Genomic DNA, 26592 nt, shown 5'->3' with positions numbered 1-26592 from the left:
GGGTCGTAAACCATGGCACCCAGAGGAAAAGTCACCCTTGCCACCCTGTCGGCGGCGGCGCGGGTCGGGATGAAGGCAGGCGATGCCTTTGACCCGAAAGCCATCGGTGCGCTGAGCGATCACATCTCGGACGAGATGATCGATGCCGTGGCCGGCCTGAGCGCCCGCGAGGCCGACGATTTGCTGGAACTCGCGCAGAAATCCCTGCTTCTGCCGAACACCTATGGGCGTGATTTTCTGAAACAGATTGTCGAAATCACGGAACGGGCGCGGTTGAAGGGTCTGGAAAAACGCATTCAGACCGAAATTCACCTGTTCGGAATTCCCGCTGTGTTCGAGCCGGGGCTGACAAACTTTTCCGATGCCATCATGCGCCGCCAATACAACAAATACGCGGCCCAGACCCGCAAGACCGCGTTCACTCAGGGCAAACCGCCAAAGGTCAAGGATGCCTATAGCTGGGCTTTGTCTACTGGCAGCGCAAAGGGAAAATCCCGCCTCAAGCAGCTGCTGGGTGACGATTATATCGTTCAGCTAAAGGCTCTGCGGCCGAAAGGCGTGCTGATTGATATCACCTCGCGTGAAGCCATCGAGTTTGGCCGACTCGTCCGCCGCGGGCCCATACCCTACGCGGAATGGCTGGAACTCAAGGACAGTTATAACAGCGTGCGCAGGGGCACCCTGGGCACATTCGCCGAGGGGGACCACGTGTTCGAACAGCATGTCATCCGGAACGACCCGCGCGGCAACTACATTGTCGACATCACCTCGCAGGGGCCAACCATGGTGGTGGCCAAGAGCCCCCATGCCGCCAGGTTGCTGGAGGGCCGCGGACAGAAAACGCCGTATATCCACAGCATAAAGACCCAGGCCCTGCGTGAACTTATCCCCTACGAGCTGGTGCAGCATTTCTCACCCCAGCAGATATGGGACGCCCATATCGAGGCGCTGAAAAGGGCCGGGCTGACGAAAATGCCGCCGCAGCTTATCGCCGACCTTCAGCTTCAGTTCGATCTCTATACAGAAGCATTCCGAAGAGGCGGGCTGTTTGTAAGTGACATCAATTACCGAACCGCAGTTCCCGCCAACACGTTCCATCCCTCGAAGTGGAAACCCGAGTGGCAATAGGAACAGCAATGACGTCAGGTGTTCGAGGGCAATTGGTTCGTAATTTATAGGTGCCGTCGCGCTGCCCAGCGGCGCCAGCCCGGCGCGGCCTGAGGACAGTCGTTTCCCGCAAACAGAGACCGGGTTCGAATGCGTCTGGCACAAGCAATTTCACGCCAATGCGTTCTTTGAGAGGATTGGGTCTGCAGGTGCTGTCAGACGCATTCGACCCCGTCTGACAGCACCGTTCTCTGCGGTCCTTTTTGTGTTGCACTTTGCTCCATCGCCGTGCGGGAGAAATGGACTCGGAAGATTACCTTTCCCCCCGGACATACGCTGCACCGAGCGCCGCAGGGAGTTTGGCGTTGCGGCCCGCAATGAGAAGCACGGCCATGACAGCGAGGAAGGGCAACATTTGGACAACATCCGTGGGAATGTCGACGCCGGCAACCTGAAGGGCCGTGGCGGCAGAGAGGCAGGCTCCGAACAGGGCTGCGCCGAGCAGCACCCAAAGCGGGCGGCCACGCGCCAACATCGCCAGAACGATCCCAATAAAGCCATTGCCGTGGGACATGAACGGGACGAACACGCCTGCGCCGACGATGGACATGAACGCGCCGCCAAGCCCGACAAGCGCGCCACAGCCCAGAACGGCAAAGCTTCGGATGATGAGAACGTTCTGCCCGGCAGAGTCGAGTGCGGCAGGTTTGTCACCGGCAGCCTGCAGGGCCAGTCCGAGATGCGTCCGACGATAAACGTAGACGAGAAACGGGACGAGGGCGACGGCGAGGTACACGACGGGTTCCCGGTCGAACAGGGCAGGGCCCACAATCGGGATATCTGCGAGCACCGGGATGCGCCAGGTGGCAACATCGGGGAGGCGGGGGTAGAGGCGGCTGAACTGCACATGGTGCAGCAGTGCTGTCGCCCCCTCGGCTCCCAAGGTGAGGGCGATCCCGATGACGATCTGGTTCAGGCCCATGCGGACACAGAACAGGGCCATCAAAGCGGCAACCAGAATGCCGCCTGCAACCCCGCCGACAAAACCGAGACCGACGCTTTCTGTCGCCCAGGCAATGTAAAAGCCAAGGTAAGCGCCGCCGAGCATCATGCCTTCAATACCGACGTTCAGAACGCCAGCTTTCTCCGAAAGTTGTTCGCCGAGCCCAGCCAAGAGAAGAGGCACGCCAGAGGCCGCCATGCCCGCAATCAGGGCAATGAGGAATGTATCGGTGAAAAGGGTCATCTTACGCCCCAGCTTTCTGGCGCTTGGCGCCGTAGTATTCGGAAATGGCCAGCATCACGAGCAGGATGCCGATGGTGACGAGGGTAAAGTAGTTGGGGACGCCGGTTCGGCGTGCCGCGCTTTCAGCCCCGATTGACATGATGGAAAACAGGCCGACAAAGCCGATCGCGGCAAAGCCGTTGAAACGGGCGAGGAACACAAGCGGGACAACGGCCAGTGAGTAGCCCGGGTTCCAGTCGGCACGCACGTTGCCATATTGACCAAGGATCGCAACGCCGCCGGAAAGTCCGGCGAGAGCGCCGGAAATGGCGAACACCGCTACGGTCAGAAGCGGCACGGCAAGGCCTGCATGGACGGCGGCGCTGGCATTGCCTCCGACGACGCGAAGTCGCAGGCCGAAAGCGGTCTTGGTCATCATGAAATGCACGGCGAGAATGGCGACGAGGCCGATGATAAGCCCGCTGGAAATCGTGGTGCCGAACAGGGTCGGCAGGCGATCCTCGACGGCAAGCGTACGTGTCTGCGGGACAGTGGTGTTCGGGTCGAGGAAGACCAGTTTGACCAGAACCGAGGCGAGAGAAATGCCCAGAAAGTTCATCATCAAGGTGGTGATGATCTCGTTCAGCCCCTGATAGGCGCGCAGAAAGGCCGGAACCAATGTCCATAGCGCGCCGAAAATGGCCGAAATCGCTGCACCCGCGAGAAGCCCGATCCAAACGGGCACATGCGGGGCCATCAGCGGGGTGAATGCCGCGCAAAACACGGCGCCGACGAGAAATTGTGCGTCGCCGCCAAGGTTCCAGATCCCGGCGCGGAAGGCCACGATCAACGAGGCCGCAATCAGCAACAAGGGGCCCATCCGGGTCAGGGTGGCTTGCACCCCGGTTGGGGAGAGTAGCCCGCGCCCGAAGACATATCCGTAGTAGGAGAACGGATTTACATCAAGGATGAGTAGAATGACGCCGGAGAGTACGAAGGCCGCGGCCACAGGGCCGAGACTCATCAACAATGTGTTTGAAATGGCGTGGAGTTTTCTCTGCAAATTGCCGGTTTGGGCGGTGTCTGTCATCGTGTCCGCGCTCATTTTTCCACTCCGCTCATCAGTTCGCCAATCTTGTGGCGCGCATCTTCTGTGTTCTCGACAATGCCTGCGATCCCCCCCTGATCCATCACCGCGATGCGATGGCTGAGGGAGAGGAGCTCGTCGAGTTCTGTTGAAATCAGGATGACCGCAGCACCGTTCTGTGCGGTTTCTCTGATCCGCATTTGGGTCGCGGAAATATTTGCGAGATCAAGCCCGTATGTCGGTTTCTCAAAAATCACGACGCGCGCGCTGCCCGACAATTCCCGGGCCAGAAGAACCTTCTGGATGTTGCCACCGGACAATTTGCCGACCGGGGTGTCGATGGATGGGGTGCGAATGTCGAAATCTTTCACCTTTTGCCGGGCGTTCTCTCGGATGGCCTCCGGCTGCTCAAGCCCGCCGCGCCAATAAGGCATTCGGCCGATTTCCTTGAGCAACAGATTGATCGACATCGGGAAACCGCCCACGGTGCCCTCGCCAAGCCGGTCGTCGGTCACGTAACGTAGCCCTTTTGCGCGGCGCTGTCCGATGGAGAGGCGATCAATATAAGCGCCGTCCAGGACTATCCGGCCATCGCTGATCGGAGCCTGCCCCGCTAGCGCGGCAGCGAGCTGCTTTTGTCCGTTGCCATCAATCCCGGCGATCCCGAGGATTTCCCCCGGCCAGACTTTGAATTCGAGGTTGGAGAGCGGCACGCGCGCGGCGTCCGCGTAAAGCGCCAACACTTCAAGCGAGGGTTTTGCACCGCGATCAACTGTCGACATGTCCGGTTTCTGATCCGCGCTCGCAGTGGTGTCCCGCGTGCCGAACATCAGGCGCACGACCTGATTGGTTGCTTCCTGGGCATCAAGGCTCTTGAGGTCTTCCGGGCTGAGCCCGCCGACTTTCTTGCCGAGGCGCAGAACCGAAATGCGGTCCCCATAGGCGACAGCTTCGTTGAGTTTGTGGGTGATGAAAACGACGGCCATCCCCTCTGCTGCCAGACGTCGCATCAACTCTCCAAGACGCGCGGCATCGTTGGGCGTGAGCATGGCGGTTGCTTCATCAAGGATCAGAAAACGCGCACCGCGCATCAGGGCGCGGGTGATTTCTGCCTGTTGGCGTTCCCCAAGCGACAGATCGCCGGTCACAGCCATCGGGTCGAGTGTGACGCCGATCCGTTTTGCGGCGTCCTGCATTGCCTTGGCCGTGCCGGAGCGATCCGGGCGTTGCCACCATTTTCGACCGAGCGTCGCGTTCTCAACCAAGGTCAGGCTGGGGACAAGCATCGAATGCTGGAACACCGTGCTGATGCCAATATCGAGGGCCTCTGCAGGAGAGGAGATTGGCTTTTCCACCCCGTCGATCAGAATGCGCCCGTCGTCGGGTTGTTGAAGGCCGGACAGCATGGAGACCAAGGTGGATTTCCCGGCGCCGTTCTCTCCGAGCAGAACATGCACTTCACCGGCGCGGAACTCCATGTCGATGCTGTCGTTTGCGATAATCCCGGGATAGCGCTTGGTCACACCTTCAAAGGTGACGATCGGGGGCGCCTCCGTGCTCGGTGTCGTCGAGGGCGAGGAAGGGTGTGCGTCTAACATGGTCGTCTCCGGGGGAAATAGGCGGAACGGGCCCGAAGGCCCGTCCGAATTTTATCAGGCGAGATCACTCACCGGTCACAAGCGCATGGACGGATTCAGCATCGAATTTCGGTTCGATGGTCAGTTCGCCGGACACGATTTGATCCTTGACCGTCATCACCTCGGCCCAAATATCGTCGGGGATCTGCGGGCTTTTGAGCAGGGCAACAGAACCGTCTGCGAGATTGATGCCGTAGTTCCGGGTGCCGAATTTGTCGGCGCGGATATCTTCGATCATGGCCTCGTAGACCGGGATCAGGTTCCAGAGCACGGACGACAGAAGGTAGCCTTTGTCGATCGGGGTCTTGTCGCCGATCACGTCGATGAACATGACTTTGCCGCCATCTGCAGCCGGAGTCGTTTCAACCGCCTGTAGCATGCCGAAGGACGAACCGTTGCCTTGACCGAAGATGATATCGGCGCCAGCAGCGATCAGGGATTCAGTGACGCGTTTGCCGCCCGCAGCGTCAGAGTAAGCAGCCGGTCCGATCACCGCATAACGAATGACGAGTTCAGGATTGGTGGCTTTGACGCCTTCGGCGAAGGCTGCGGACTGGGAGTTCCATGACGGCGGCTCACCGGAGGTGACGATCCCGACCGTGCCGGAGCGGGTCATTTTCGCGGCCAGAACGCCAGCGAGATATGAGCCTTCATGGCCGGAGGCAGTATAATCGACCACGGCGCCTTCGGTCAAAGCGCTCGGGCTGTCAACGATGGCCACTTTCACGCCGGTTTCCGCACCGATTTCCGGAGCCGCTGTGTTATAGCCACTGGCGTGTGCAATGATCAGACCGGGTTCTTCTTCGGCCAGCTCACGCAGAGTCGGGCGGACGTCGCCATAACCGAGGTTTTCGGCCACGATCACGTCGACACCAAGCGCGTCACCGGCGGCTTTCGCGCCGTCGATGCCCTGTTGGTTCCAGCCGAAATCCGTCCCGGTTTCAGGCGTCAGAATCGCCATGCTGGTGATCTCTTCGGCCAGGGCGGAGGTGCCAAGGCCTGCGGCGAGCGCAAGGGCTGAGATCAGCCGTACCGCGCTTTTGGTGGTCCTGTTTGTCATGATTTACTCCATCTGTTGACAAATCTTTTTTTTAGTTCTCCGTTTCCGGTTCCATCGTTGCGCAGCCGCGCATCGAATTTCTTTCCCCCACAAGAGGCTTTTCCCGTGACTGAACTCATCCGCATTTTCACCGCCGCTCTTTTCGTTGCCATCGGCACGGCTCCCGCCGTTGCACAGGGCCACGGGCCGACGCCGGACCGGGGAACGGAAGGTTTGGAATCTGTCGCGTTCAGCATTGAAAACACGGGAGAATTGCCGCTCAGCTGTAACGTGAAGCTGGCGCATTGGTATTCTTTGGAATTGGGGCAGGCGGCCCATGGTGTGACCTTGTCCGCGACGCTTTGGTCGAACCCGGAAGACGGCGCAGTTTTCTTGCTCAACCCTATCGGAGACCAGATGCCGGTTGAGCGTCTGTGGTGCGGCGTGGCAGGGCGGAGTTGGGAAACCCGATTCGAAATGCCGCTCAAACGGCGGGCCGGTGAAGCAGAGAATGACATGATCTTGTCTTGCGCTGCAGAACCGGCAGGTGCGGTTCTGGACGAGGCGGCGCAGACGGAATGCACGCGACGCTGAGCCGTTGCGCGAAGAGGCCTGGCCATGTGCCGGGTCTCGTTCGCATGCTCGATGCTCTGCTTTGGCGCGCGGATGGTCATGTCGCTCGGGGACCTTTCCTAATGGACTACAGTCTGAGAGTGTGCGTGGGCGTTTCTTGGCCTTGTTCCGGTTCGCGCAGTCATGTGCGAACCAATCAACCAATTCAACTGAACCATATCGCCCGACTTTTGGTCGTCAATAAGTCTCAACCGTTTTAATGGTTGAAAGTGCGCTGTTGGGAAATGGTTGAGGCTGATCGCATAAATTTCCACCAAATTACGTCATTTCGGCGGATAATTGTGAAAAAAATGGGCGATTTTAGAAAAATGCCCCAACGGGTTTGATGAGATTCTTCGCATCCCGGTAAAATTTTTTCAGTTTTTTTGCTCAACCATTATTTTTTGGTTGCGATTTTTGGGTTGACCGCGCAACCTGACCCTATCGCAGACTTCGGTCAGCAAACGGCAGGGTCGCCTTAGGGCACAGCCGCCCCTCACCAACAGGGACGTTCAGGAGACGTTATGACAGTGCAACAAACATCCACCGACGCGGCAAAGCCCGCGCATCGCCTCAAGACTGGCGCAGAATTCAAGGCCTCGCTCGATGATGGTCGCCAAATTTGGATCGGCGGGAAGAAACTCGACAAAGTCACGGATGAGCCCGCGCTGGCCGCTGGTGTCGATCTGATCGCAGACATGTTTGACGATCAGTTCAAGCCGGAATTTGAAGAGGCAACAACCTATCTGGATCCGAAAACCGGTGAGGTCGTCAGCCGGGCCTGGCAGCTTCCGACCACTGTCGAAGAACTCGCTGACCGCCGCAAGATGATTGAATATACCAGCCTCAAAACCGCAGGGACTTTTGGACGTCCGCCGGATCTCTCGCCCGCGATCGTTGCAGGCCTGATGGCTTATCAGGATGTTTTCAAAGAGAAAAAATCCATGATCGATGGCTGTGAGCCGGATTTCGCGGAAAACATCGAAGCCTATATGGATTTCGGTCGCAACACCAACCTGACCGCGTCCGAAAGCTTGGCGGGGCCGCAGACCGACCGTTCCAACCCCAAGGCCGCCGAAATGGCGTTCCTGCGCGTCAAAAAGGCGACGAAGGACGGTATTTATGTCTCCGGCGCAAAAACCGTGGGCTCGATTGCGGCGCAGGCCAATGACATTTTTTTCACCAACCTCGGTGGTTTGACCACGACCCCGCCAGAGGCTTGTGTTTGGGGCGCCGTTCCGATCAATGCCGACGGCATCCGCATGATCTCTCGCGAGATGGTATCTCAGCCGGGGGCCGATAAATTCGACCACCCTGTGTCCTCCATGGGGGAAGAGGCAGACCAGTTCATCGTGTTCGACAATGTCTTCGTCCCGAAAGAACGCATCTTCAACCTCGGCGACCCGGATGGCATGTCCTGGTACGGCCGTGCGACCGTTTTCGCGCATTGGCACGTGCTGACCCGTATGGCCGTCAAGGCGGAGCTTTTCGTCGGAGCCGGTCAACTCGTTTTGGATGTGCTTGGCACGGGAAAAATCCCAGCGGTTCAGCAAATGCTGGGCGAGCTGATCCAATATGCTCAAACCCTGCGGGCTTTTGTGGTCGCTGCCGAAGCCACGCCGCAACTTCTGAGCTCGGGTGTCGTGACGCCGGATGTGTCGATGCTGACCGCAGGTCGCCTGTATTCGATCGAACATTATCCGCGGATCATTCACACGCTGCAGGAAATGTGTGGTCAGGGGCTCGTGATGCGCTTTGGCAAAGCCGCCTTTGAGAACCCGGATATCGGTCACTATCTCAACGATCTTCTGCCGGGCCACGGTGTGAGCGCGATGCAGAAAGAACTGCTGATGAACTTCATCTGGGATATGACCAGCGGCTCTCTTGCCGGTCGTGTCGCTCTGTTCGAGAACGTGAACTCTTCGCCGGCTCCGCGCCTGCGTGCGCGTCTCTTTGATGAAGTTAAGCGCGAAGCTTTCGTGGATCAGGTCAAGACCATCTCCGGCATGGATTGGTGACCCCTTCCAATCCATGACGCATGGGCGCGCTCGTCCCTGATGTGGGCGCGCCACATTTTTCTTTCATCGAAATTCCATCGAGAACACCAATGACCGAATACCCTGTGCTTGAGGCGTTCTATGCCGCCTACAATGCCCATGATGCTGCCGCTGCGGCCGCGCTTTATGCCGAAGATGGCCGACATGACGAGATTGCCATGGGCAAAAGCCGCTGCGGGACGGCTGCATTGCAGGACGGTCTCGAAGGGTTCTTCCGAATGCTGCCGGACGTCGTCTGGTCGCCGAAAGAGGTAATCCGCTCAGGCGATTGGCTGGCGGTCAATTATCGGATGACAGGCACGTTCACACCGCGCCCCAAAGAAAACCAGTCGGCACAGCTGTCCAAGCAAGTGGCGATTGATGGTCTGCACCTGTTGAAGGTCGCGGACGGAAAAATCGAGACGACACAAGACTATTGGGACAAGGACGTCTTCCTTGCCCAGATCGGATAAGACATGCTCAGTGAATATGACAGGCTGGACGCAACCGGCGTTGCCGCCCTTGTCAGGACCGGAGAGGTTTCTGCAAAAGAAGTGTTCGAGACGGCGATGGACCGTATCGAAAAGCTGGAACCTCACCTGAATACCATCGTCCATCCTCATTTCGATCTGGCCGAGGCCGATATCGACGCGGGGCTGCCGGAGGGGCCGTTCAAGGGGGTTCCCTTTCTGGTCAAGAATACCGGCATCGCGGTGCGTGGCATGGAAATGTCCACGGGCTGCCGTCTGTTCAAAGGTCATGTCGATCCATCCGATTGTACGCTGGTCGCCCGCTACCGGGCGGCAGGGATCGTGGTGCTTGGCAAGTCGAACACACCGGAGTTCGCACTGAGTTTTGCAACCGAACCGCGCGAATTTGGCGTCACGCGCAACCCGTGGAATTTGGAGCATGGCCCAGGCGGGTCTTCGGGCGGCTCTGCGGCGGCGGTGGCGGCGGGGCTTGTCCCCTTCGCCAACAGTTCCGACGGTGCGGGTTCAACGCGTCTTCCGGCTGCGCATACAGGGCTTTTCGGGTTTAAACCGAGCCGGATGCGCAACCCTCTGGGGCCTGTCGCCGTCGAAGGAATTGCCGGGATGTCGACGCCCCATGCGTTGACCAAAACGGTGCGAGACAGTGCGGCGCTGCTGGATGTGTCCGGTGGAGCTGATATCGGCGATCCCTATGCACAGCCGGTGAAAACCGAAAGCTATGCTGCTTCTGTGAACCGTGATCCGCAGAAGTTGCGGATCGGGCTGACCTTGGACTCTCCTTTGGGGACGCCTGTGGACCCGCAGCTGCGGGCGCGGTGCGAGGAAGCTGCCAAATTGATGGAAAGCCTGGGCCACCATGTCGAGATCGTCGCCGATGCCGGATATGATGCGCAGGCTCTGAAAACCGCATGGCAAGTCATTCCCGGTGTGAATGTCGCCGCAGCCGTCTTGGCGCGGGGCCGTGCGCTCGGGATCGAGGATCCTATTGCTGAGCTCGAACCCGTGAATGAGGAATGGATCCGCAAGGCTTTGACGCTGACGGGCATGGATTATCTCGCGTCGGTCAACCAGCTGCACGCGACGGCGCGTGGTCTTGGTCAGTTCTTCGAGCGTTTCGATCTTTTGATGTCTCCGACAAGCGCGGAACTGCCGCCCAAAATTGGGGAGATGTCGAGTGAAGCGCCGGGCTTGGATGCGTTCTATGACCGCTTCTGGGCGCATAGCCCGTTCACATGCGCCTTTAATGCGTCTGGTTTCCCGGCGATGAGCATCCCGTTTGGGCTGTCGGACGAGGGCTTGCCGATCGGCGTGCATTTCGGCGCAGCGCTCGGTGGCGAAAACCTGTTGTTCTCTGTGGCCGGGCAAATCGAACGGGCCGCGCCATGGGGCGGCCTGCGCCCGAACCTGTCGGAGTTGTTGGCATGAACGATCTTTTGAAATGCGACGCAACCAGCCTGATTGCTCAGGTTCAGTCTGGCAAAGTCCGTCATCGCGACGTGGCGGAGGCCTATCTGGAGAGAATTTCCGAGAAGGACCAAGATCTCGGGGCTTATATCCATTGTGACCCTGAATTGGTGCGGGCCTCAGCAGATGCGCTTGATGCGCAAGAGGCCGGGCGCTTGGCTGGCCTGCCGGTCGGTGTGAAGGACGTGATTGACACGGCGGATATGCCGACGGGCTACGGCTCGGAAGCCTATGCGGGGCGTCGCCCGTTCTGGGATGCCCCCTGCGTGACACAAACCAAAGCGGCAGGTGGATTGATCCTCGGCAAAACGGTTTCGACCGAATTTGCCATGGCGAGTCCGGGAAAAACCCGCAACCCTTGGAATTTGGAGCATACGCCGGGCGGTTCTTCCTCCGGCTCCTGCGCCGCAGTGGCGGCCGGAATGGCTCTGATGGCTTTTGGAACCCAGACGGCAGGCTCGATCATCCGCCCGGCCTCTTATTGTGGCGTGGTCGGATATAAGCCGTCCTTCGGGTTGCTGGAGCCTGCCGAGGTCAAGGTGTTGGCGCATTCGCTCGACACGCTTGGGCTTGTGACGCGCACCGTTCGGGATGCCGCACTGGTGGCGTCCGTGCTCGCGGGCCGTCCGGGGCTTGTACTGTCTGATGAGCTTTCAACCGCCCCTCGCGTTGGTCTGTTCCGGACGCCGCCTTTCGATGCCGCAGACCCCGCGACCGCTGCGGCGCTTGAGCGTGCCGTGGCGCGGATCGAAGCGGCAGGAGGTACGGTTGTCGAGATTGAGGTGCCTGCGAATTTTGGTTCGACGCACGAGCTTCATGCCGCGGTGATGGGCTGGGAAGTGACGCGCGCGTTGTCCTATGAACGCACGGTCCTGTGGGATCAGTTGACACAAACCACCCGAGACTTTCTGACCGAAAAGGCGTTGGTTGATGCGCCCGCCTATGACAAGGCGTGTGCCGCCCTGCCTGCTGTGCGCGCAGCGCTGGCCGAGGCGATGGCCGATGTCGACGTTCTGCTCGCCCCCTCTGCGCCGGGAACGGCCCCGAAAGGTTTGAGCTCCACGGGCGCACCGACATTCAATACGCCTTGGACGCTTTTGCAGATGCCTGCGCTCAGCGTGCCTGCATATTTTGAAAATGGCCTTCCGGTTGGCGTGCAAGTCATCGGGCGGCGCGGCGAGGATGCACGTACGCTTGCCGCTGCGCAGTTCGTGGAAGCCGCTCTGGACGTGGTTAAGGAGCCGGTATGAGTGGCTTCAACCCATTAGAGCGCATCGCTTCGGCCGATGTGCGGCGGGGCGCGCAATGGATTGCTCTTCTCGCCTGTGCGATTGCGCTCGCGGCGATGCTCGGACTGATCCGCTTTCCGGCGGCTCCGCTGCTGGGGGCCATGATCGCAGGGATTGCGTTCGGTGCAGGAGGCAGCCCGCTACGCGTTCCGCGTCCGGCCTATCTTCTGGCGCAAGGGGCCGCCGGGGTCTTTATCGCGACCTCCATGTCTCCCGCGATCTTTGTGGATGCGGTGCAGGAATGGCCTTTGCTTCTCGTCCTGACCTTAGCGACCCTGACTGTCGCATTCTCCATCGGCTGGATCATGAACCGTCTGACCGGCATTCCCGAGGATGTCGCTGTCTATGGCAGCCTGCCGGGCATGTCGGGTGCCATGGTGATCATCGCGAATGAACGCGGCGCAGATGCTCGGATCGTGGCGTTGATGCAATATGTGCGATTGGCCTCCGTCATAATCTCCGTGGCTCTGTTTGCATCCTTCCTGCCGGATAGTCAGGTGGGGCAACTGCCGGAGCGAGAGATTTCGCCACTGTCGCCGATCCTCACGCCTGCTCTTGCGGCGCTCGCGCTTGTTGCGGCTCGGATCAAGGCGCTCCCGGCGGCCGGTATGCTCATTCCCATGATCCTGTGCGCAATTGTCGAGGCGACGGGGTGGATGCATCTTCAGATGCCCAATGTGCTGATCCTCGCGACTTTCGGGATTATCGGCCTCGAGGTCGGGCTCAAATTCACCCGCGATGTGTTGGGCCATGTTCTGCGTCTAATTCCTGCGGTGGTCATTTCCTCTCTGGTGTTGATCATCATCAGCGCAGGTCTTGGTCTGATCCTTATGGCCGTGACGGATCTTGATATGAAAACCGCACTTCTCGCCGCGGCTCCGGGCAGTATCGAAACCGTGGCCTTGGTGGCAATCGCGACCAAGGCGAATGTGGCGGCGGTGCTCGCGTTTCAGACCGTTCGCATGTTCACCGTGGTGCTCTTGGGCCCATTCATCGTGGACCAGTTGATGCGCCTGCCAATCTGGCACAACAATGCTCCAACAAGGAATGAGACATGATCATGTCGACGATTTTTCCCGAAGCTGATGTCACCGAAGGTCTGAAATCTGCGATGCGGCTCTATGCCTCTGGTGTCACCGTGATCACCGCAGGCCAGGGCGCCGGGCGTCGTGGTCTGACCGCAACGGCTTTTACCTCGGTCACGATGGACCCGCCGACGGTCTTGGTCTGTGTCAATCGCAACGGGCAGGCGCATGACGCCATCGTGGAAAACGGCCATTTCTGTGTGAATGTCCTTTGTGAAGAGGCGCGCGATGTTGCGGAGAGCTTTGCCGGTATGACCGGGAAAACCGGCGCGGATCAATTCGAAGGCTTCGAATGGATCGAAACCCGTGTCGGTGCGCCGGCCTACGCCTTTGCGCAGGCGGCTGTCGCCTGCAAGCTGACGCAGACCCTCGAAACGGCCAGTCATTCGATCTTTATCGGTGAGGTCTGCGAGGCCGCGACCAATCCCGACCGGACACCGCTTTTGCATTTCAACCGTGGCTTTCACGCCATCGGCGCCCTCAAATAACGCTCTAGGAGAGACTTATGTCGATCAGTAACGCAGATTTCGTCATCGCTTGGAAAAATGTGCTGGAACAGTGCCAGCTCAAGCCCGGCGAACAGGTCGCGATCCTCACGTCCGATGACAGTAACATGCAGATCGTCGAATGCGCGCGCACAGCCGCAGGGCTTTTGGGCGGGATCATCACAATGATCAATCTGCCTATGATCAATGGCGACAAAGCGCTGTCGCGCGACAAATCTGGCTATGTCGGACAGACGACCCAGCTGGGGGTGAATACGTCTGCCTTGGCTGCGCTCAAGGCGGCCGATCTTGTGGTTGATACGCTGCAACTGCTCTTTTCCCATGAGCAGGAAGAGATTTTGAAGTCTGGCACACGTATGCTTCTGGCCGTCGAGCCGCCGGAAACCATGCTGCGGATGATCCCCTCGCCGGAAGCGAAGAACAAGGTGATCGCCGCCAATAGATACATGGAACCCGCCAAGGAAATGACCGTCACCTCGAAAGCCGGAACGGATTTCCGTTGCAAGCTCGGTCAGTACCCGGTGCTCTTGCAATACGGCCTGGCTGATGAGCCGGGGCGTTGGGATCACTGGCCGAGCTGTATGATTGCACGCTGGCCCGATGAAGGCTCCGCTGAAGGGCTGATCGTGATTGATGAGGGGGATATTTTGCTCCCGTTCAAGCGCTACGCAGCCGACAAGATCTATCTCACCATCGAGAAAGGGTTCGTCACGAAAATCGAAGGGGGCTGGACGGCGGAGTACATGAAGAGTTTCATGGACAGCTTCAACGATCCGGATGCTTATGCGATGGCGCATGTCGGCTGGGGGTTGGAGAACCGGGCGAACTGGACGACGCTGGGGCTTTATGATCGCGAGGCGGCTCTGTCGATGGATGCGCGCTGTTTTGCGGGCAACTTCCTGTTCTCGACCGGGCCGAATACGGAGGCCGGCGGTTCGCGCGACACGCCCTGTCACCTCGATATTCCGCTGCGGGGCTGCTCGCTGTCTTTGGATGGCGTGCCGATGACCAAAGACGGCGTTGTCGTCCACGACTAAGTCTCAGTCAGCTATCAAGGAAAAAGGCGGCCTCTCGGGGCCGCCTTTCGTGTTGCTCTGTTGCGGAGGGTTTAGCCTCTGATGACGGCCTCAGCTGCGGCGACCGCTGCACCGATATCCATCGGTTTGTTCATGATCTCGCTCAATGCGCCACCCAGAGCCGTCAGCGCCAGAATGCTGTAGAGCGGATAGGCCGTTGGCCCCATGTGGCCGACGCGCACAAGCTTGTTGAACGTTTCCGCGCGCCCGGACGAGATCACCACGCCGTATTGTTCTTTCATCTTGTTGCGCAATTCGGTTTCGTCCACGCCTTCGGGCAGTTTGATCGTCGTGCAGGTCGGGGAGGCGATCTCCTCGCGTGCGGCCCAAAGATCGAGCTCCATGGCTTTCACGCCAGCCCGCATGGCTTCTGCCGTTTTGGCATGGCGCGCCCAGACGGCTTCCGGTCCTTCTTCGAGATAGCGATCGACCCCGGCCTCAAGCCCGTAAATTTCCGAAACGGAGGGGGTGAAGGGGAAGCCCTCGGAGGCTTTCCATGCGTCTTTCCAGTCGAGAATGGACAGGATCGAGGCGCGTGGAGCGGTCGGGTTGGCTTCCATCTTGGCCCAGGCTTTTTCGGACACGGTCAGGATGGACAGGGCGGGCGGGCAACCCAAGCATTTGTTGGGGCCGGTCACGAGGACATCAATGCAGCAGGCTTCAATGTCCACTTCGACGCCAGCCCAGGCAGAGACGGAATCAACGACGTAAAGCGCACCGTGTTTCTGTACGATCTGACCGATTTCTTGGATCGGGTTGATGGTCCCGGAGGGGGTGTCGTGATGGCAAATGGCCACGACAGCGGTGTCAGGGTTCTGCGCAAGGAACGCTTCGACCGCTTTCGGGTCAATGGCATCGTTGTAAGAGGTTCGGATCTCGTGAAACGACTCGGCACGCGGTTTCAACCATTCCCCGTAACCAGCGCCGTAAACGCCAGAGGCCAGATTGAGGACTTTGTCGTCAGGCGCCACAAGGGAATGCGCGGCCGCCTCCAGTCCAAGTACGGGCTCACCCTGAAGGACGATCGGGACGTCCGGTGCACGCAGCGCCTTGCCGAGTTTTTTCATGACGCGCTCATAGAGCGCCATGAATGCCGGATCGTAGTCGTAAAGCACGGGCTTGCCCAGCGCAGAGAGCACTTCGGGGTAACAATTGACCGGTCCGGTCGTGAGGGTGAAAAGCGCGGGGACCTCGGCGGCCTTCTGGGTATGTGTCATGAATGTCTTCCTGTTGTCAGAGCGGCCTAAAACCTCTTGTGAGATTTGGAAAAAAACCGCGCATCTACACCAAGGCATAAGTGCTCAACCAAACTCAACCATAATTTGACCATTTATGTTTTTTTGGTTGCGGCGCGCTGAAAATTCCACCAGTATTGACGAAAATATTGACGACCCCCGCTGATCTGACACTGGTTGGAGGGACGATGTGTGACGTGCCGGGATCCCGAGGAGGACAAGTTTGCATGAGTGAGCAGGAAACAGAAAAAAATGTGGATAAGGCGACGGGGGTGACGGAACAACTGCGCTCCATGCTGAAGGACGCAAGTGAGCTTGCTCCCGAGCGCATTTTGGCCGAGCAACTCGGGGTTTCCCGTCACACGCTCCGCAAATCTTTGAAAACGCTTCGCGACAGCGGGGAGCTCACGCCTGCCAAAAGCGGCCGGCGGGCCAGCTCTGAGGCGCGTTCGACCGACACGAAGCTGGTGCAGTCGACCAATCCGCTCGAAGTCATGGAGATGCGTCTCATGATCGAGCCAGCTCTTGCGCGTCTGGCGGCGCTTCGGGCGTCTCCCGACGAGATCGCCCGCATTTTGCAGACGGCCCATTCGCCGAAAGAAGTGAGCCCCGCACAGGCCGACCAGGATTTCCACCGGGCGGTTGCGGCCGGCTCTCGCAACAGTCTTGCGTCGGAACTGCATATCCTTTTGCACCGCGTTCAAAACGATGCGCGGCTGCGATTTACCGATAGCGATGCGGACGAACAAAAGACTGACGCGCGCGTGAAAATGCGCGATGAGGAACACCAACGGATCGCGGAAGCAATCGCTGACCGCGACGCATTGGCGGCAGAAAAGGCAATGTATGAACATCTTGAACGCACGCAGCGCAAGCTGATGGGGCTTGGGCTGAGGTCTGGCGATGCCGCATGACGCTGATATCCTGATCCTCGGCGGCGGGTCGGCAGGCTGTATTCTTGCAGCACGATTGAGTGAAAATCCGGATGTGCAGGTGACGCTGGTTGAGGCCGGCGAAGAGGCGAAAGATCCCGACATCGCGAAACCGGATATGTGGCCGTTTATTCAGGGCCGCGATTTTGACTGGGATTTCGAGACAACGCCGCAACCCGGAACGGCGGGGCGCGTCCACCGCTGGGCGCGGGGCAGGGTGCTGGGTGGGTCCAGCAATCTTCACGCGATGTTCCACGTGCGTGGTCATACCGAGGATTTTGCGCGTTGGGCGGAATTGACCGGAGATGACCGCTGGAGTTTCGAAGGGCTGCTGCCGCATTTCAAGGCGACCGAGAGCTGGAGCACGGGGGGCGATGAGCTACACGGCGGTGATGGGCCTATGCCGATCATGCTGCCTTCGGGGCAAACCCATCCGCTCGTGCGGGCTTATATCGATGGCTGGGTCGAACTTGGCATGCCGCGCCTGCATGACCATTGTGGTCGCGAGCTGATCGGGACCGCGCCGAATGCGCTTATGATCCGGGATGGCAGGCGCGTGAGTGTCGCGGATGCCTGGCTGACCGAAGAGGTCTGTGCCCGTCCCAACCTCACCATCGTCAAAAATAGCCCCGTGCGTCGCCTGGTTCTGGAAGGTACGCGTGTCAAAGCGGCAGAAATTCAGCGTGGCGATGAGTTCGAACTCTACACAGGCGATCATGTGATCCTGTCGCTGGGGGCCATTGGCAGCCCGCTTACCCTGATGCGCTCGGGCGTCGGCGATCCCGAAATGCTGCGCGCAGCGGGGGTTGATTGTGTCCTCGAGCGACGTGAGCTTGGTAAGAATTTGCACGACCACCTGCTTGGTGCAGGCAATATCTATCGTGCGAAACAACATGTCGGCCCGTCCAAGCTGCAGATTTCCGAGTCGCTGAGCTATCAAGCGGAAGATCCCGCCCAAACGACCGGGCGCCCCGATATCGTGGTCGGCTGCGTTGCTGCCCCGAGCGCATCCGAAATGCTAACCGCGCCCGAGTTGGGGGAAGGGTTCACGCTCTTGTTCGGAGTGACGAACCCGACAAGCCGTGGCGCGCTTTACATCACGGGGCCGGAGCTTTCGGATCGGCCGGTGATCAACCCGAACTATCTTCAGACAGAGCGAGACCGCCACCTGTTCCGCGTGGCGCTTGAACGGGCGCGGATGGTGGGGCGGAGCAAAATGCTTGTGCCTTGGATGGCCGAGGAAATGCATCCGACGGCCAGTGATCTTGAGAGTGAAGAGGCGATGGATGCCTTTATCGCAAAGGCCGTCATCACGCATCATCACCCGGTTGCCACCTGTCGCATGGGGGCGGATGAAGAGTCGATTGTCGATGCAAGCCTTGCGATGCGCGGTCTCGACAACCTGTCGATTGTCGACTCTTCCGTGATCCCCGAAATCACGGCCGGTCCGATCCATGCCGTCGTGATGGCAATTGCGGAAAGCTTTGCTTCGGATTTCATTTCAAAGGCCTAGAAATATAACGCCGGGCGGTTATGCCAGACGATGGGGGCTGTCAGGAGAAACTCGATTGAGCAGGGCGGTCACGTGGCCTTAGGCTATGACCGAATGCTGACCGTTTCGCGGCTTCAAAACCAGCCCTAAGATTATTCGTTTGGCGGGGATGCGCGATGCGTTGCTGCAGGCAAATGTGACGTTTGCAGAAATTCACCGCCATTCATGCTTCCGTCCACAACCATTTCAATCAGGAGCGGGCGCTCTACCGTCGAGACAATTTCAAACTGAACCGCGCCGCTGCTCTCGCCGGGTGGCGCGGTTTTTGTGCTGAAAAAGAGCAGTCTCACTGTCCAGGTTGAGACGGGGTCGAATTCGTCTGACAGCCCCCTCAACACCCCTTCCAGCCGACATGGACTTCAACATAATTGCCACGGAAAAGGCGTTTGGCTTCCCCGCCTTCAAAATGCTCGCCATCGAAATTCATGCCGTGATAGCCGTCGACCCGAACGCCGCTGGCTGGGCTCTCTGCATAATAGTAGATTGCGGCATTGTCGCGATGGTAAAGATCGTGACCATTCCCCGTCACAATCGCGCGCTTGCCCGGCGAAAGGCGCCACCAGCCGTCCTTGCGCCAGTAATCCGGCTGCGGAGAATAGGAGATGAAAACCTCCATCTCTTCGTAGGTACAATCGCTCACAAGTACGATCGTGCGGGTGCGGTTCGAATTACGCTCTGCATTCCCGGGTAACGGAAACAGGACACTCGCGCAAAGCGTGAGGAGGCAAAAACCGTTCGAAAGATATTTCGTCATTGCCACGTCTCCTCACTCGCAGCCGACTGATACGTTTATGTAATCGTCATATGGCTGCCCCACGAGTCTCAAAGCAGGAAGATACGCTTTGCTGTTGCGCATCTTCAATATGTGGTCATCATTCTCACGTGTTCGCGAAAAGAAACCGCGACCGTCTTTGGTGTCTGCGTAGACATAAAAGATCAAATTGTTCGACAAAACCGGTCCGTCAGAATTGATATAGAAGCTCTCGTAAGGCTCCATCGTATACCACCCTGCATTGCGCCATTCGTCTTTCTTGTTACGATACCGGAGATAGACATACATTTCCGCATCGCAGGTGCTTTCAAGCCTGACTTTCACTGATGCCGTGGCAGAGGCAGATGCAGAGGCACAAAACGCCGCGCTGAGGCCGATCACGACCGGGCGCATGAAAAGAGAGAACTGTCGGTGTGATGGTATAGGGGCGTTCATGCGGAAGGGGCCGAATATCAATGGGTTGTTGAAAATCATCTGTTCTGCATTTGAACCACAAATGGTTTGCAAATGACAGCCCGCATCAAGGGTGAGCAGACACTACATCGTGCTGAGAGATTTCGCGGGGGAGAGCGTCAGCCCCTCATGCGAGGGCCTGACGAATGTCTTCGATCATGGTTTTGCGTTGCTTGCGCGCGGCCAGGGCTTCGTCCATTTCGACACGTTTGAACTTCACCGGCGTGTTCGGCTGCAACTGGCCGATCAGGTCCATATCGGCGGAGATCACGGCGCCGAGGGTAAAGTACCCGCCGCCCGACACCGCATCACGGTGCAGCACGATGGGCTCGAGGCCCCCGGGCACCTGAATGGAGCCGTAGGAATAGCAGCCGTCGACAATGTTCGACGGGTCGGAGCCTGCGCCAAAGGGCTGCGGGCGGTCGACGAATTCCATCGGCTGACCGCCACGGAAGCGGTAGCCCATGCGGTCGGCCTCGGGCGCGACCACCCAATCGTCGTCGAAGAACGCCTTTTGGCTCTTTTCCGTCAGGCGGTGCCAATAGAGGCCGGTCAGGACGCGCAATTCGGCCGGAGAGCCGGGGCGGCGGCGGAGCGCATCGGGGACCACGCGCCCCTCCGCCATCACCGACCCGTTGCCGACTGGGATCACATCGCCTGCGGCAATGGCACGGCCTTCGAACCCGCCCAGGGCGCCGATCGGATAGGTCGAGCGCGAGCCAAGCGCGGGCGGCGTGTCGATGCCGCCGGAGACAGCGATATAGATCCGCGCGCCGGTTTTCAGGAAGCCGAAGGACAGCACCTGACCGGGTTTGACGGTAAAGGAGGTCCAGGTCTCGCGCGGCTCGCCATCGAGCATCATCGGCATCTCGGCGCCGGTGACCGCCACGCTCATCTCGGTGCCGAATTTGATCTCCGGCCCCATGAACACGGCTTCCAATCCCGCGGCGCCTTCGTCATTGCCGACAAGCATGTTCGCGGCCCGAAATGCCAGGCGATCCATCGCGCCGCCTTCGGGAATGCCGAGGTGGAAATAACCGGGGCGGCCCAGATCCTGAATGGTCGTCGCCAGACCGGGTTTGATGATCTCAAGCGTCATTGAGGGCCTCCATCAGTTTGGCGTTGAAGCCGGTCATATCCTGGTTGAACGCGTCGAGATCGAATGCGACCTCGGCGATGCGCGGCGTGTAGCTGCCATCCTCGACCGCCTGGGTGATGCGGTCGTATTCGGCGCGGTCGATGGGTTTCCATTTCACGATGTCGCCGGGTTTAAAGAAGACCATGAAGTCTTTGAGGTAGCTGATCTTTTGCTCCGGATCGAAAATCGGCATCGGCGTGATGCCGAACATCTGGTAGCCGCCGGCGCCGCGCACGGAATAGATGCAGGAGAAGCAGCCGCCATAGCCCACAGTCAGCTTCGGCGTGTCGGTGCGCGGCCGCAGGTATTTCGGCACTTCGAGCTGTTTTTCGCGCTCGACGAGTTGGTACAGGAACGGCAGCCCGGAGACGAAGCCGACCATGGAGACGAACCACGGCTGGCTGTGATGCGCCTCGATGAAATCGGCGACCGTGTCATAGCCATTGATCCGGGCGGCATAGTCGAGATCGCTGCCCGTCGGGTCCTGATGCCGTTCGCGGAACCGCATCAGCGTTTCATGGGTCCAGGGGTCTTCGTAATAGACCGGGATTTCGATGATCCGGGTGTCGAGACGCTTTTCCTGTGCCTCGGCCTGATGTTCGAATTCCTTGATCTTCGCCATCATCGCGTCGGGGGCGATCACATCGGGATCAAAGCGCACTTCGAAAGAGGCATTGGCGGGCAGGATCTCGGTCACGCCGGGGATATTGGCCGCGCGCACCAGATTGGAGAGCGAGAGCGCGATGAAGAAGGCGTCGAGCGACATTTCATCGTCGACCTCGACATAGATATGTTCGTCCCCGCCATATGTGTAACGCGTTTTCATGCGGCGTCTCCTTTGGTTGCGGACAGGTTGCCGTCCTCGAGCCAGGGCTCGAGCCATTGGGTGTGGAAGGCCCCCGCGCGGACCTCCGCATCGGATGCCAGCGCCAGATGCAGGGCTGCGGTGGTCTTGGTGCCGCCGATCTCCATCTCTTCGAGCGCGTTGACCAGCTTGTCGATGGCCGCGTCGCGGGTGTCGGCATGGACGATGACCTTGCCCAGAAGCGAGTCGTAGAAGGGCGGGATCTGATAGCCCTCGGAGAGGAAGTGATCGAAGCGCACGCCCTCGCCGGTGGGTTCCTTGAGCGTGGACACGACACCGGGCCAGGGCATGAAATTCATGTAGGGATCTTCGGCGCAGAGACGGACCTCGATGGCGTGGCCGGTCTTCTGGATCTCATCTTGGGTCATCGACAGTTTCGCGCCACCGCAGACCTTGATCATTTCCGCCACGAGATCGACGCCGGTGACCATTTCGGTCACGGGATGTTCGACCTGAATGCGGGTGTTCATCTCGATGAAATAGAACTCATTGGCGGCTTCGTCATAGAGATATTCCAGCGTGCCCGCGCCGCGATAGTTCACTGCTTTTGCAAGCGCGACAGCAGAGGCACAGAGGCTTTCGCGTGTCGCGTCATCGAGGCACATGGCGCCGGCTTCTTCCCAGACCTTCTGGCGACGGCGTTGCAGGGAGCATTCGCGCTCATAGCAATGCACGGCGTTTTCACCGTCACCGAGGATCTGCACCTCGATATGGCGCGGCGACAGGATCGCGCGTTCGATGTAGAGGCCGCCGTCGCCAAAGGCGGCTTCGGCTTCGGCCTTGGCCTGCGGTGCGAGGGTCTTCAGCTCCGCCTCGTCTTTCGCGATACGAATGCCACGCCCACCGCCACCGGCGGCGGCCTTGATCATCACCGGATAGCCGATCTTTTCGGCCACGGATAACGCTTCGGTCACATCAATCCGCCCGTCAGAGCCGGGGACAACCGGCACGCCGGCGGCCTCGGCAGCCTGACGGGCCGCAACTTTGTCGCCCATGCGCTCGATCGTGTCGGCAGAGGGCCCGACGAAAATCAGGCCGGCCTCTTCGACGGCGCGGGCGAAGGCGGGGCTTTCCGAGAGAAAGCCGTAGCCGGGGTGGATCGCATCCGCTCTCGTGGTCTTTGCGGCCTCGAGAATGGCGGGAATGTTCAGGTAGCTGTCTTTCGACGGTGCCGGCCCGATGCAGATCGCCTCATCGGCGAGCTTGACGGCCAGCATCTCGGTGTCGGCCTCGGAATGCGCCTGGATCGTGTGGATGCCCAAGACTTTCGCGGCTTTCACCACGCGCACGGCGATCTCCCCACGGTTGGCGATGAACAGTCTTTCGATCGCCATGTCAGTCAAGCTCCGCCAGCACGGCTCCGGCGGTGACGGGGGTGGCATCTTCGACGCTATAGCCCTTGAACGTGCCCGCCACCTCGGCATTCACCGCGATGAAGGTTTTCATCACTTCGATCAGGCCGATCTGATCGCCGATGGCCACGGCATCCCCCGGCGCCTTGAACGGCGGCTCTTCGGGGGAGGGCTTGTGGTAGAAAGTGCCGGGGAGGGGAGATTGGATGTCGCTCATTTTCTTTTCCCTGTTGTTGGGGCCGGTTTCAGGCGGTCTCGAGCACGGCAGAAGCCGGTGCGATGTTGATCCCGTTCTCGGTGAGGCTCTTGCGAATGGCGCGCCCGATGTCGACCGCGCCGGGGGTGTCGGAATGGAAACAGATCGACTCGAACGCGATGTCGATATCTTTGCCGGTGACCGTCGTCACCTTGCCCTCGACGCAGGCACGTAAACATTTCTGGGCGATCTCCTCCGGGTCGGGGCGGGAGACGCGCCGGGTGAAGACGATCGAACCGTCATCGCCATAATCACGGTCGGCATAGAATTCGCGGATCACCGGATGGCCGAGACGTTTGGCGACCTCAAAGGTTTTCGAGGCCCCCATGCAAAAGATCAAGAGATCGCCGCTGATCGCGGCCAGGCTTTCGATCATGTGGCGCGACAGGTCTTCGTTGACGGCGGCCTCCATATAAAGCGCGCCATGGGGTTTGACGTGCTGCAGGCGGATGCCGTGACGGCGCCCGAACTCGCGCACCGCGCCGACCTGATAGATGATGTCGTTGACGAGTTCTTCCGGTGTGGTCTTGATATAGCGGCGGCCGAACCCCTGGAGATCGCGGTAGCCGGGATGGGCCCCGAGGCCGACGCCGTAATCTTGAGCCAGTTTGATCACCCGGTCCATCGAATTGGGGTCGCCGGCATGGAAGCCCGCCGCGATATTGGCCGAGGAGATCAGAGACATCAGCTCCTCATCCGGAGCTTCGCTCAGAACCCAATGGCCGAAGCCCTCGCCCATATCGCAATTCAGGTCGATGATCGTTTGCATGTCTGGTCCTTAAAGCGTCACGCCATTCGCCTGAGCCCCCAGAGAAGGGCGAGGCGCGCGCAATGTTTGGTGTTCTGCGTTTCGCCCAAATCTCTCGCCAGATCTTTTGTCGAGGCGATTTGGTGAAACGCTTCCGTTTCGTTGGACACAGCATCGGAAAGAAAACGGCTGTTTGTAAAATTCAAAATATAGAGCATGCATTATCGAATTTTCCGAATTATGCATCGACAGGCAGATCGGAAAAATATCCGAAAATCTATGATTTTGTCCAAAATTCGGGCATTTTGAGAACCGGGTCGCCTCATGGTTGTTCTGATTTTTCGATAATGTATATATCAAAAATCGAAATTTACGCTGATCCGGTGTTCGGGCATGATATGTCGCGATTTCGACGCGAGCGGTTTCGGAGAATCCGAAGGGGGAGGTGAACATGAATCTACGCCAGCTGAAATATTTCATTGCCACCGCGGAGCTGGGGCAGGTCAGTCGCGCCGCCAGCGAGCTGCGGATTTCGCAAAGCTCGATCACCTCGGCGGTGCGGGATCTGGAGCAGGATCTCGACGCCATTCTGTTCGTGCGCACCGCCCATGGCATGGAGCTGACCGCGCCCGGACGCGAGCTTCTGGGCGCTGCACGGGAGATCATGGAAAAGGTCGACATGGCCCGCAACGTGGTGCACGGCCATTCCGAGATCGAAGGCGTGATCAACATTGCCGCCACCTATACGGTGATCGGGTATTTCCTGCCCTTTCATCTCGACCGGCTGAAGCATCGGTTTCCCGGGCTCGAGATCCGGCTGAGCGAGCTCAATCGTGAAAGCATCGAGGAGGGGCTGATCACCGATCGTTTCGACATGGCCATGGTTCTGACCTCGAACACCCAGAGCATGGAGCTCGACACGCAAACCCTGTTGCGTTCGCAACGCCGGCTCTGGGTGCCGCAGAACCATCCGCTGCAAATTCAGGGGCAGGCCACGTTCGAAGAGATCGCCGAAGAGGATTACATCATGCTCACGGTGGACGAGGCGGCGCATACCTCGATGAAATACTGGGGGCCGACCGGGCTGACCCCGAAAGTGAAGCTGCGCACCTCGTCGACGGAGGCCGTGCGCTCGATGGTGGCCAATGGCCAGGGCGTGACAATTCTTTCGGATATGGTGCACCGGCCATGGTCGCTCGAGGGGCGCCGGATCGGCACCGTGGTCACCGATCGCGAGATCCCGTCGATGGATGTCGGCCTCGCCTGGCGCAAGGGGCGAGACTGGAGCGAGGCAACCCGGGTCTTCTTCGACTATTTCATGGACGCGTTCCAGGCTCCGCAAATGGGACATCTCGGGCACCGGAGCTAGGATGGCGCCGTCAGCTGAATTGCAGATAGGCGGGAAAATCTGGCGGCGGTGCGATGATTGCGGTGATCTTCAACTGGGCGATCGTGCGGTCTCTGGCCTTTTCGAGATGCATCGTGAGCATGCTGGCGGCGGCCGCGGCCGAGCCCGAAAGCGAGAGCTCGATGACCTTGCCGAGCTCGAGGATGGACTGGTTGTCCGGTGGCAGGCCGAGCGAGAAGAGCGCGGATTGACAGGCTTCGAGCGCGATGCGGTTGCCGGAGGCGCAGGTCGCCAGGTCGACATTCGGGGTCGATAGGACCGCCAGTTCGAAAAAACGGCGATCAAAAGAGAACCATTCTTCCGGGGTGAGGCGGGTGCCGTCCGGCAGCGTGCGGATTTCTTCTGCCAGCGCGCTTAGCTTTTTTGCAGGCAGTTTTGCCGAGGCCAGCGCCGCCGTTTCGAGGATGCTCCGAAGTTCGTATTTATCTTTTATTTTCTGCGAGGTGAGGGGTTCTACGACCCAGCGCGAGGTGCGGTTCTTCTGAACCAGCCCGCGTTCCTGAAGGCGGCCCAGGACGTCGCGGATAATCGTGCGCGACACGCCGTATTCCTCGGCCATCTGCGCCTCGAAGATGCGATAGCGGCCAAACACCGGGCTGCGTGTGACGTGGTAGGCGACATCGTCGTAGACCCGCAGCCAGCTCGGTTTGCCGACAGTGTCATTCAGGGTCGAGAGGTCGAGCTCGATCTGTCTCAGGTCATCGCGTTTCGGCTCTGCGCTCGCGCCGGAAACGAGAAAGCCGCGGCCGCTGAACTTCTCGATTCGTCCCTCGTCCTCGATGATCTCGAGCGCGCGTTTGACGGTGGCGCGGGACATGTCGAGCCGCTCGGCAAGCGCGCTCTCCTGCAGGACGAGGCCAGGGTAGAGGTGTCGGGACGCGATGTTGCGACGGATGAACTCCGCGGCAACTTCGAACAGCGGCGCGCGTTTGTCGGAGTCCTCCGTGTTGCGTGCGTGGTCGGCTGTAATCGGCATCTCGGTCTCGTCATGGATTCTGTCCCGAAAACCATAGAAGCGTGCTTCTTCTGTTGGAAGCATTTTATTTTTGTATGCGAAAATCGAAAATTTTGACGCGTTAAAGTTTTGCGTCATTTTTGAGCAATTTCCATAAATGCTCCTGAAATTGTTGTAAAATTGCGCGTCTTCCACGACTTCGATAAGTCCAATAAAATGATTTTTGTAATGCAAAGATCATTTTTTATCTTTACGAGAGTCTATGAATCGAT

Annotated in this window: 25 protein-coding genes; 12 read left to right on the top strand and 13 right to left on the bottom strand. The window is 59.2% G+C overall.

Annotated features, from left to right (window positions below; genetic code table 11):
* Positions 1-12 precede the first annotated feature (12 nt).
* Entirely contained in the window at positions 13-1128 is a 1116-nt protein-coding gene (locus tag BM151_RS07510) for a hypothetical protein (RefSeq protein WP_090059623.1), read from the top strand.
* Positions 1129-1420: 292 nt separating this feature from the next.
* On the opposite strand, the gene BM151_RS07505 is transcribed toward BM151_RS07510, so the two are convergent.
* The 4 genes from BM151_RS07505 to BM151_RS07490 all read right to left on the bottom strand — a co-directional run bounded on the left by BM151_RS07505 (position 1421) and on the right by BM151_RS07490 (position 6116).
* Entirely contained in the window at positions 1421-2353 is a 933-nt protein-coding gene (locus BM151_RS07505; RefSeq protein WP_090059621.1) for a putative B6 ABC transporter permease subunit 1, read from the bottom strand.
* A 1-nt stretch (position 2354) separates the two neighbouring features.
* The gene (locus tag BM151_RS07500) at positions 2355-3356 is read right to left on the bottom strand and encodes a putative B6 ABC transporter permease subunit 2 (protein ID WP_218151343.1); all 1002 of its coding nucleotides are present in this window, start codon (positions 3354-3356) and stop codon (positions 2355-2357) included.
* Positions 3357-3433: 77 nt separating this feature from the next.
* On the bottom strand, positions 3434-5017 hold the full coding sequence (locus BM151_RS07495; protein ID WP_090059618.1) for a putative B6 ABC transporter ATP-binding protein: 1584 nt from the start codon (positions 5015-5017) through the stop codon (positions 3434-3436).
* A 64-nt stretch (positions 5018-5081) separates the two neighbouring features.
* Positions 5082-6116 (bottom strand): putative B6 ABC transporter substrate-binding protein, encoded by a 1035-nt coding sequence (locus BM151_RS07490; RefSeq protein ID WP_090059617.1) that lies wholly within the window; start codon positions 6114-6116, stop codon positions 5082-5084.
* 15 nt (positions 6117-6131) lie between these two features.
* On the opposite strand from BM151_RS07490, the gene BM151_RS07485 reads away from it, so the two are divergent.
* From BM151_RS07485 to BM151_RS07450, 8 genes are all read left to right on the top strand, one after another.
* The gene (locus BM151_RS07485) at positions 6132-6689 is read left to right on the top strand and encodes a hypothetical protein (protein ID WP_177213060.1); all 558 of its coding nucleotides are present in this window, start codon (positions 6132-6134) and stop codon (positions 6687-6689) included.
* Between the two features lie 542 nt (positions 6690-7231).
* Positions 7232-8725, top strand: a complete 1494-nt coding sequence (locus BM151_RS07480; RefSeq protein ID WP_090059614.1) for a 4-hydroxyphenylacetate 3-hydroxylase N-terminal domain-containing protein — start codon at positions 7232-7234, stop codon at positions 8723-8725.
* A gap of 20 nt (positions 8726-8745) precedes the next feature.
* Complete coding sequence (locus BM151_RS07475; RefSeq protein ID WP_090059612.1) at positions 8746-9216, top strand: nuclear transport factor 2 family protein; 471 nt, start codon at positions 8746-8748, stop codon at positions 9214-9216.
* Positions 9217-9219: 3 nt separating this feature from the next.
* Positions 9220-10659, top strand: a complete 1440-nt coding sequence (locus BM151_RS07470) for an amidase (RefSeq protein ID WP_090059611.1) — start codon at positions 9220-9222, stop codon at positions 10657-10659.
* Positions 10656-11948, top strand: coding sequence for an amidase (locus tag BM151_RS07465; protein WP_177213059.1), 1293 nt, complete (start codon positions 10656-10658; stop codon positions 11946-11948). Before BM151_RS07470 ends, BM151_RS07465 begins: the two co-directional genes overlap by 4 nt.
* Entirely contained in the window at positions 11945-13045 is a 1101-nt protein-coding gene (locus BM151_RS07460; protein ID WP_090059608.1) for an AbrB family transcriptional regulator, read from the top strand. The genes BM151_RS07465 and BM151_RS07460 overlap by 4 nt, the downstream gene beginning before the upstream one ends.
* A gap of 2 nt (positions 13046-13047) precedes the next feature.
* Positions 13048-13560, top strand: a complete 513-nt coding sequence (locus BM151_RS07455; RefSeq protein ID WP_177213058.1) for a flavin reductase family protein — start codon at positions 13048-13050, stop codon at positions 13558-13560.
* A 17-nt stretch (positions 13561-13577) separates the two neighbouring features.
* Entirely contained in the window at positions 13578-14615 is a 1038-nt protein-coding gene (locus BM151_RS07450) for a 2,5-dihydroxypyridine 5,6-dioxygenase NicX family protein (RefSeq protein ID WP_090059605.1), read from the top strand.
* A gap of 71 nt (positions 14616-14686) precedes the next feature.
* Here the strand turns inward: BM151_RS07450 and ppaT are convergent, their stop codons facing one another.
* Positions 14687-15871 (bottom strand): pyridoxamine--pyruvate transaminase, encoded by a 1185-nt coding sequence (gene ppaT, locus BM151_RS07445; protein ID WP_090059603.1) that lies wholly within the window; start codon positions 15869-15871, stop codon positions 14687-14689.
* 245 nt (positions 15872-16116) lie between these two features.
* Between ppaT and BM151_RS07440 the strand changes: the two genes are divergently transcribed.
* Together BM151_RS07440 and BM151_RS07435 are read left to right on the top strand one after the other, a co-directional pair.
* Positions 16117-16803: a FadR/GntR family transcriptional regulator gene (locus BM151_RS07440; protein WP_177213057.1), complete on the top strand. Its 687-nt coding sequence runs from the start codon at positions 16117-16119 to the stop codon at positions 16801-16803.
* A complete protein-coding gene (locus BM151_RS07435) occupies positions 16793-18334 on the top strand; it encodes a GMC family oxidoreductase (RefSeq protein ID WP_090059600.1) in 1542 nt (513 codons plus the stop codon). Before BM151_RS07440 ends, BM151_RS07435 begins: the two co-directional genes overlap by 11 nt.
* 370 nt (positions 18335-18704) lie before the next feature.
* Here BM151_RS07435 and BM151_RS07425 read toward each other — a convergent pair whose 3' ends face one another.
* The 7 genes from BM151_RS07425 to BM151_RS07395 form a co-directional block, all read right to left on the bottom strand.
* Positions 18705-19127, bottom strand: coding sequence for a DUF1036 domain-containing protein (locus BM151_RS07425; protein ID WP_090059599.1), 423 nt, complete (start codon positions 19125-19127; stop codon positions 18705-18707).
* 12 nt (positions 19128-19139) lie between these two features.
* Positions 19140-19619, bottom strand: coding sequence for a hypothetical protein (locus BM151_RS07420; protein ID WP_090059597.1), 480 nt, complete (start codon positions 19617-19619; stop codon positions 19140-19142).
* Positions 19620-19725: 106 nt separating this feature from the next.
* Positions 19726-20697: a 5-oxoprolinase subunit C family protein gene (locus BM151_RS07415; protein WP_090059595.1), complete on the bottom strand. Its 972-nt coding sequence runs from the start codon at positions 20695-20697 to the stop codon at positions 19726-19728.
* The gene (locus BM151_RS07410; protein ID WP_090059594.1) at positions 20687-21562 is read right to left on the bottom strand and encodes a 5-oxoprolinase subunit B family protein; all 876 of its coding nucleotides are present in this window, start codon (positions 21560-21562) and stop codon (positions 20687-20689) included. Before BM151_RS07410 ends, BM151_RS07415 begins: the two co-directional genes overlap by 11 nt.
* The gene (locus BM151_RS07405; RefSeq protein ID WP_090059592.1) at positions 21559-22935 is read right to left on the bottom strand and encodes an acetyl-CoA carboxylase biotin carboxylase subunit; all 1377 of its coding nucleotides are present in this window, start codon (positions 22933-22935) and stop codon (positions 21559-21561) included. The genes BM151_RS07410 and BM151_RS07405 overlap by 4 nt, the downstream gene beginning before the upstream one ends.
* A gap of 1 nt (position 22936) precedes the next feature.
* A complete protein-coding gene (locus tag BM151_RS07400) occupies positions 22937-23170 on the bottom strand; it encodes an acetyl-CoA carboxylase (RefSeq protein ID WP_090059590.1) in 234 nt (77 codons plus the stop codon).
* A gap of 28 nt (positions 23171-23198) precedes the next feature.
* Complete coding sequence (locus BM151_RS07395) at positions 23199-23978, bottom strand: 5-oxoprolinase subunit PxpA (RefSeq protein ID WP_090059589.1); 780 nt, start codon at positions 23976-23978, stop codon at positions 23199-23201.
* Positions 23979-24408: 430 nt separating this feature from the next.
* Here BM151_RS07395 and BM151_RS07385 point away from each other — a divergent pair, with 430 nt between their 5' ends.
* Complete coding sequence (locus BM151_RS07385) at positions 24409-25326, top strand: LysR family transcriptional regulator (RefSeq protein WP_090059586.1); 918 nt, start codon at positions 24409-24411, stop codon at positions 25324-25326.
* 10 nt (positions 25327-25336) lie between these two features.
* On the opposite strand, the gene BM151_RS07380 is transcribed toward BM151_RS07385, so the two are convergent.
* Entirely contained in the window at positions 25337-26554 is a 1218-nt protein-coding gene (locus BM151_RS07380; RefSeq protein WP_143093063.1) for a GntR family transcriptional regulator, read from the bottom strand.
* Between the last annotated feature and the right edge of the window lie 38 nt (positions 26555-26592).

Source organism: Celeribacter neptunius (assembly GCF_900113955.1).
Lineage (GTDB): Bacteria > Pseudomonadota > Alphaproteobacteria > Rhodobacterales > Rhodobacteraceae > Celeribacter > Celeribacter neptunius.
This window is presented reverse-complemented; position numbering and strand designations above follow the sequence as displayed.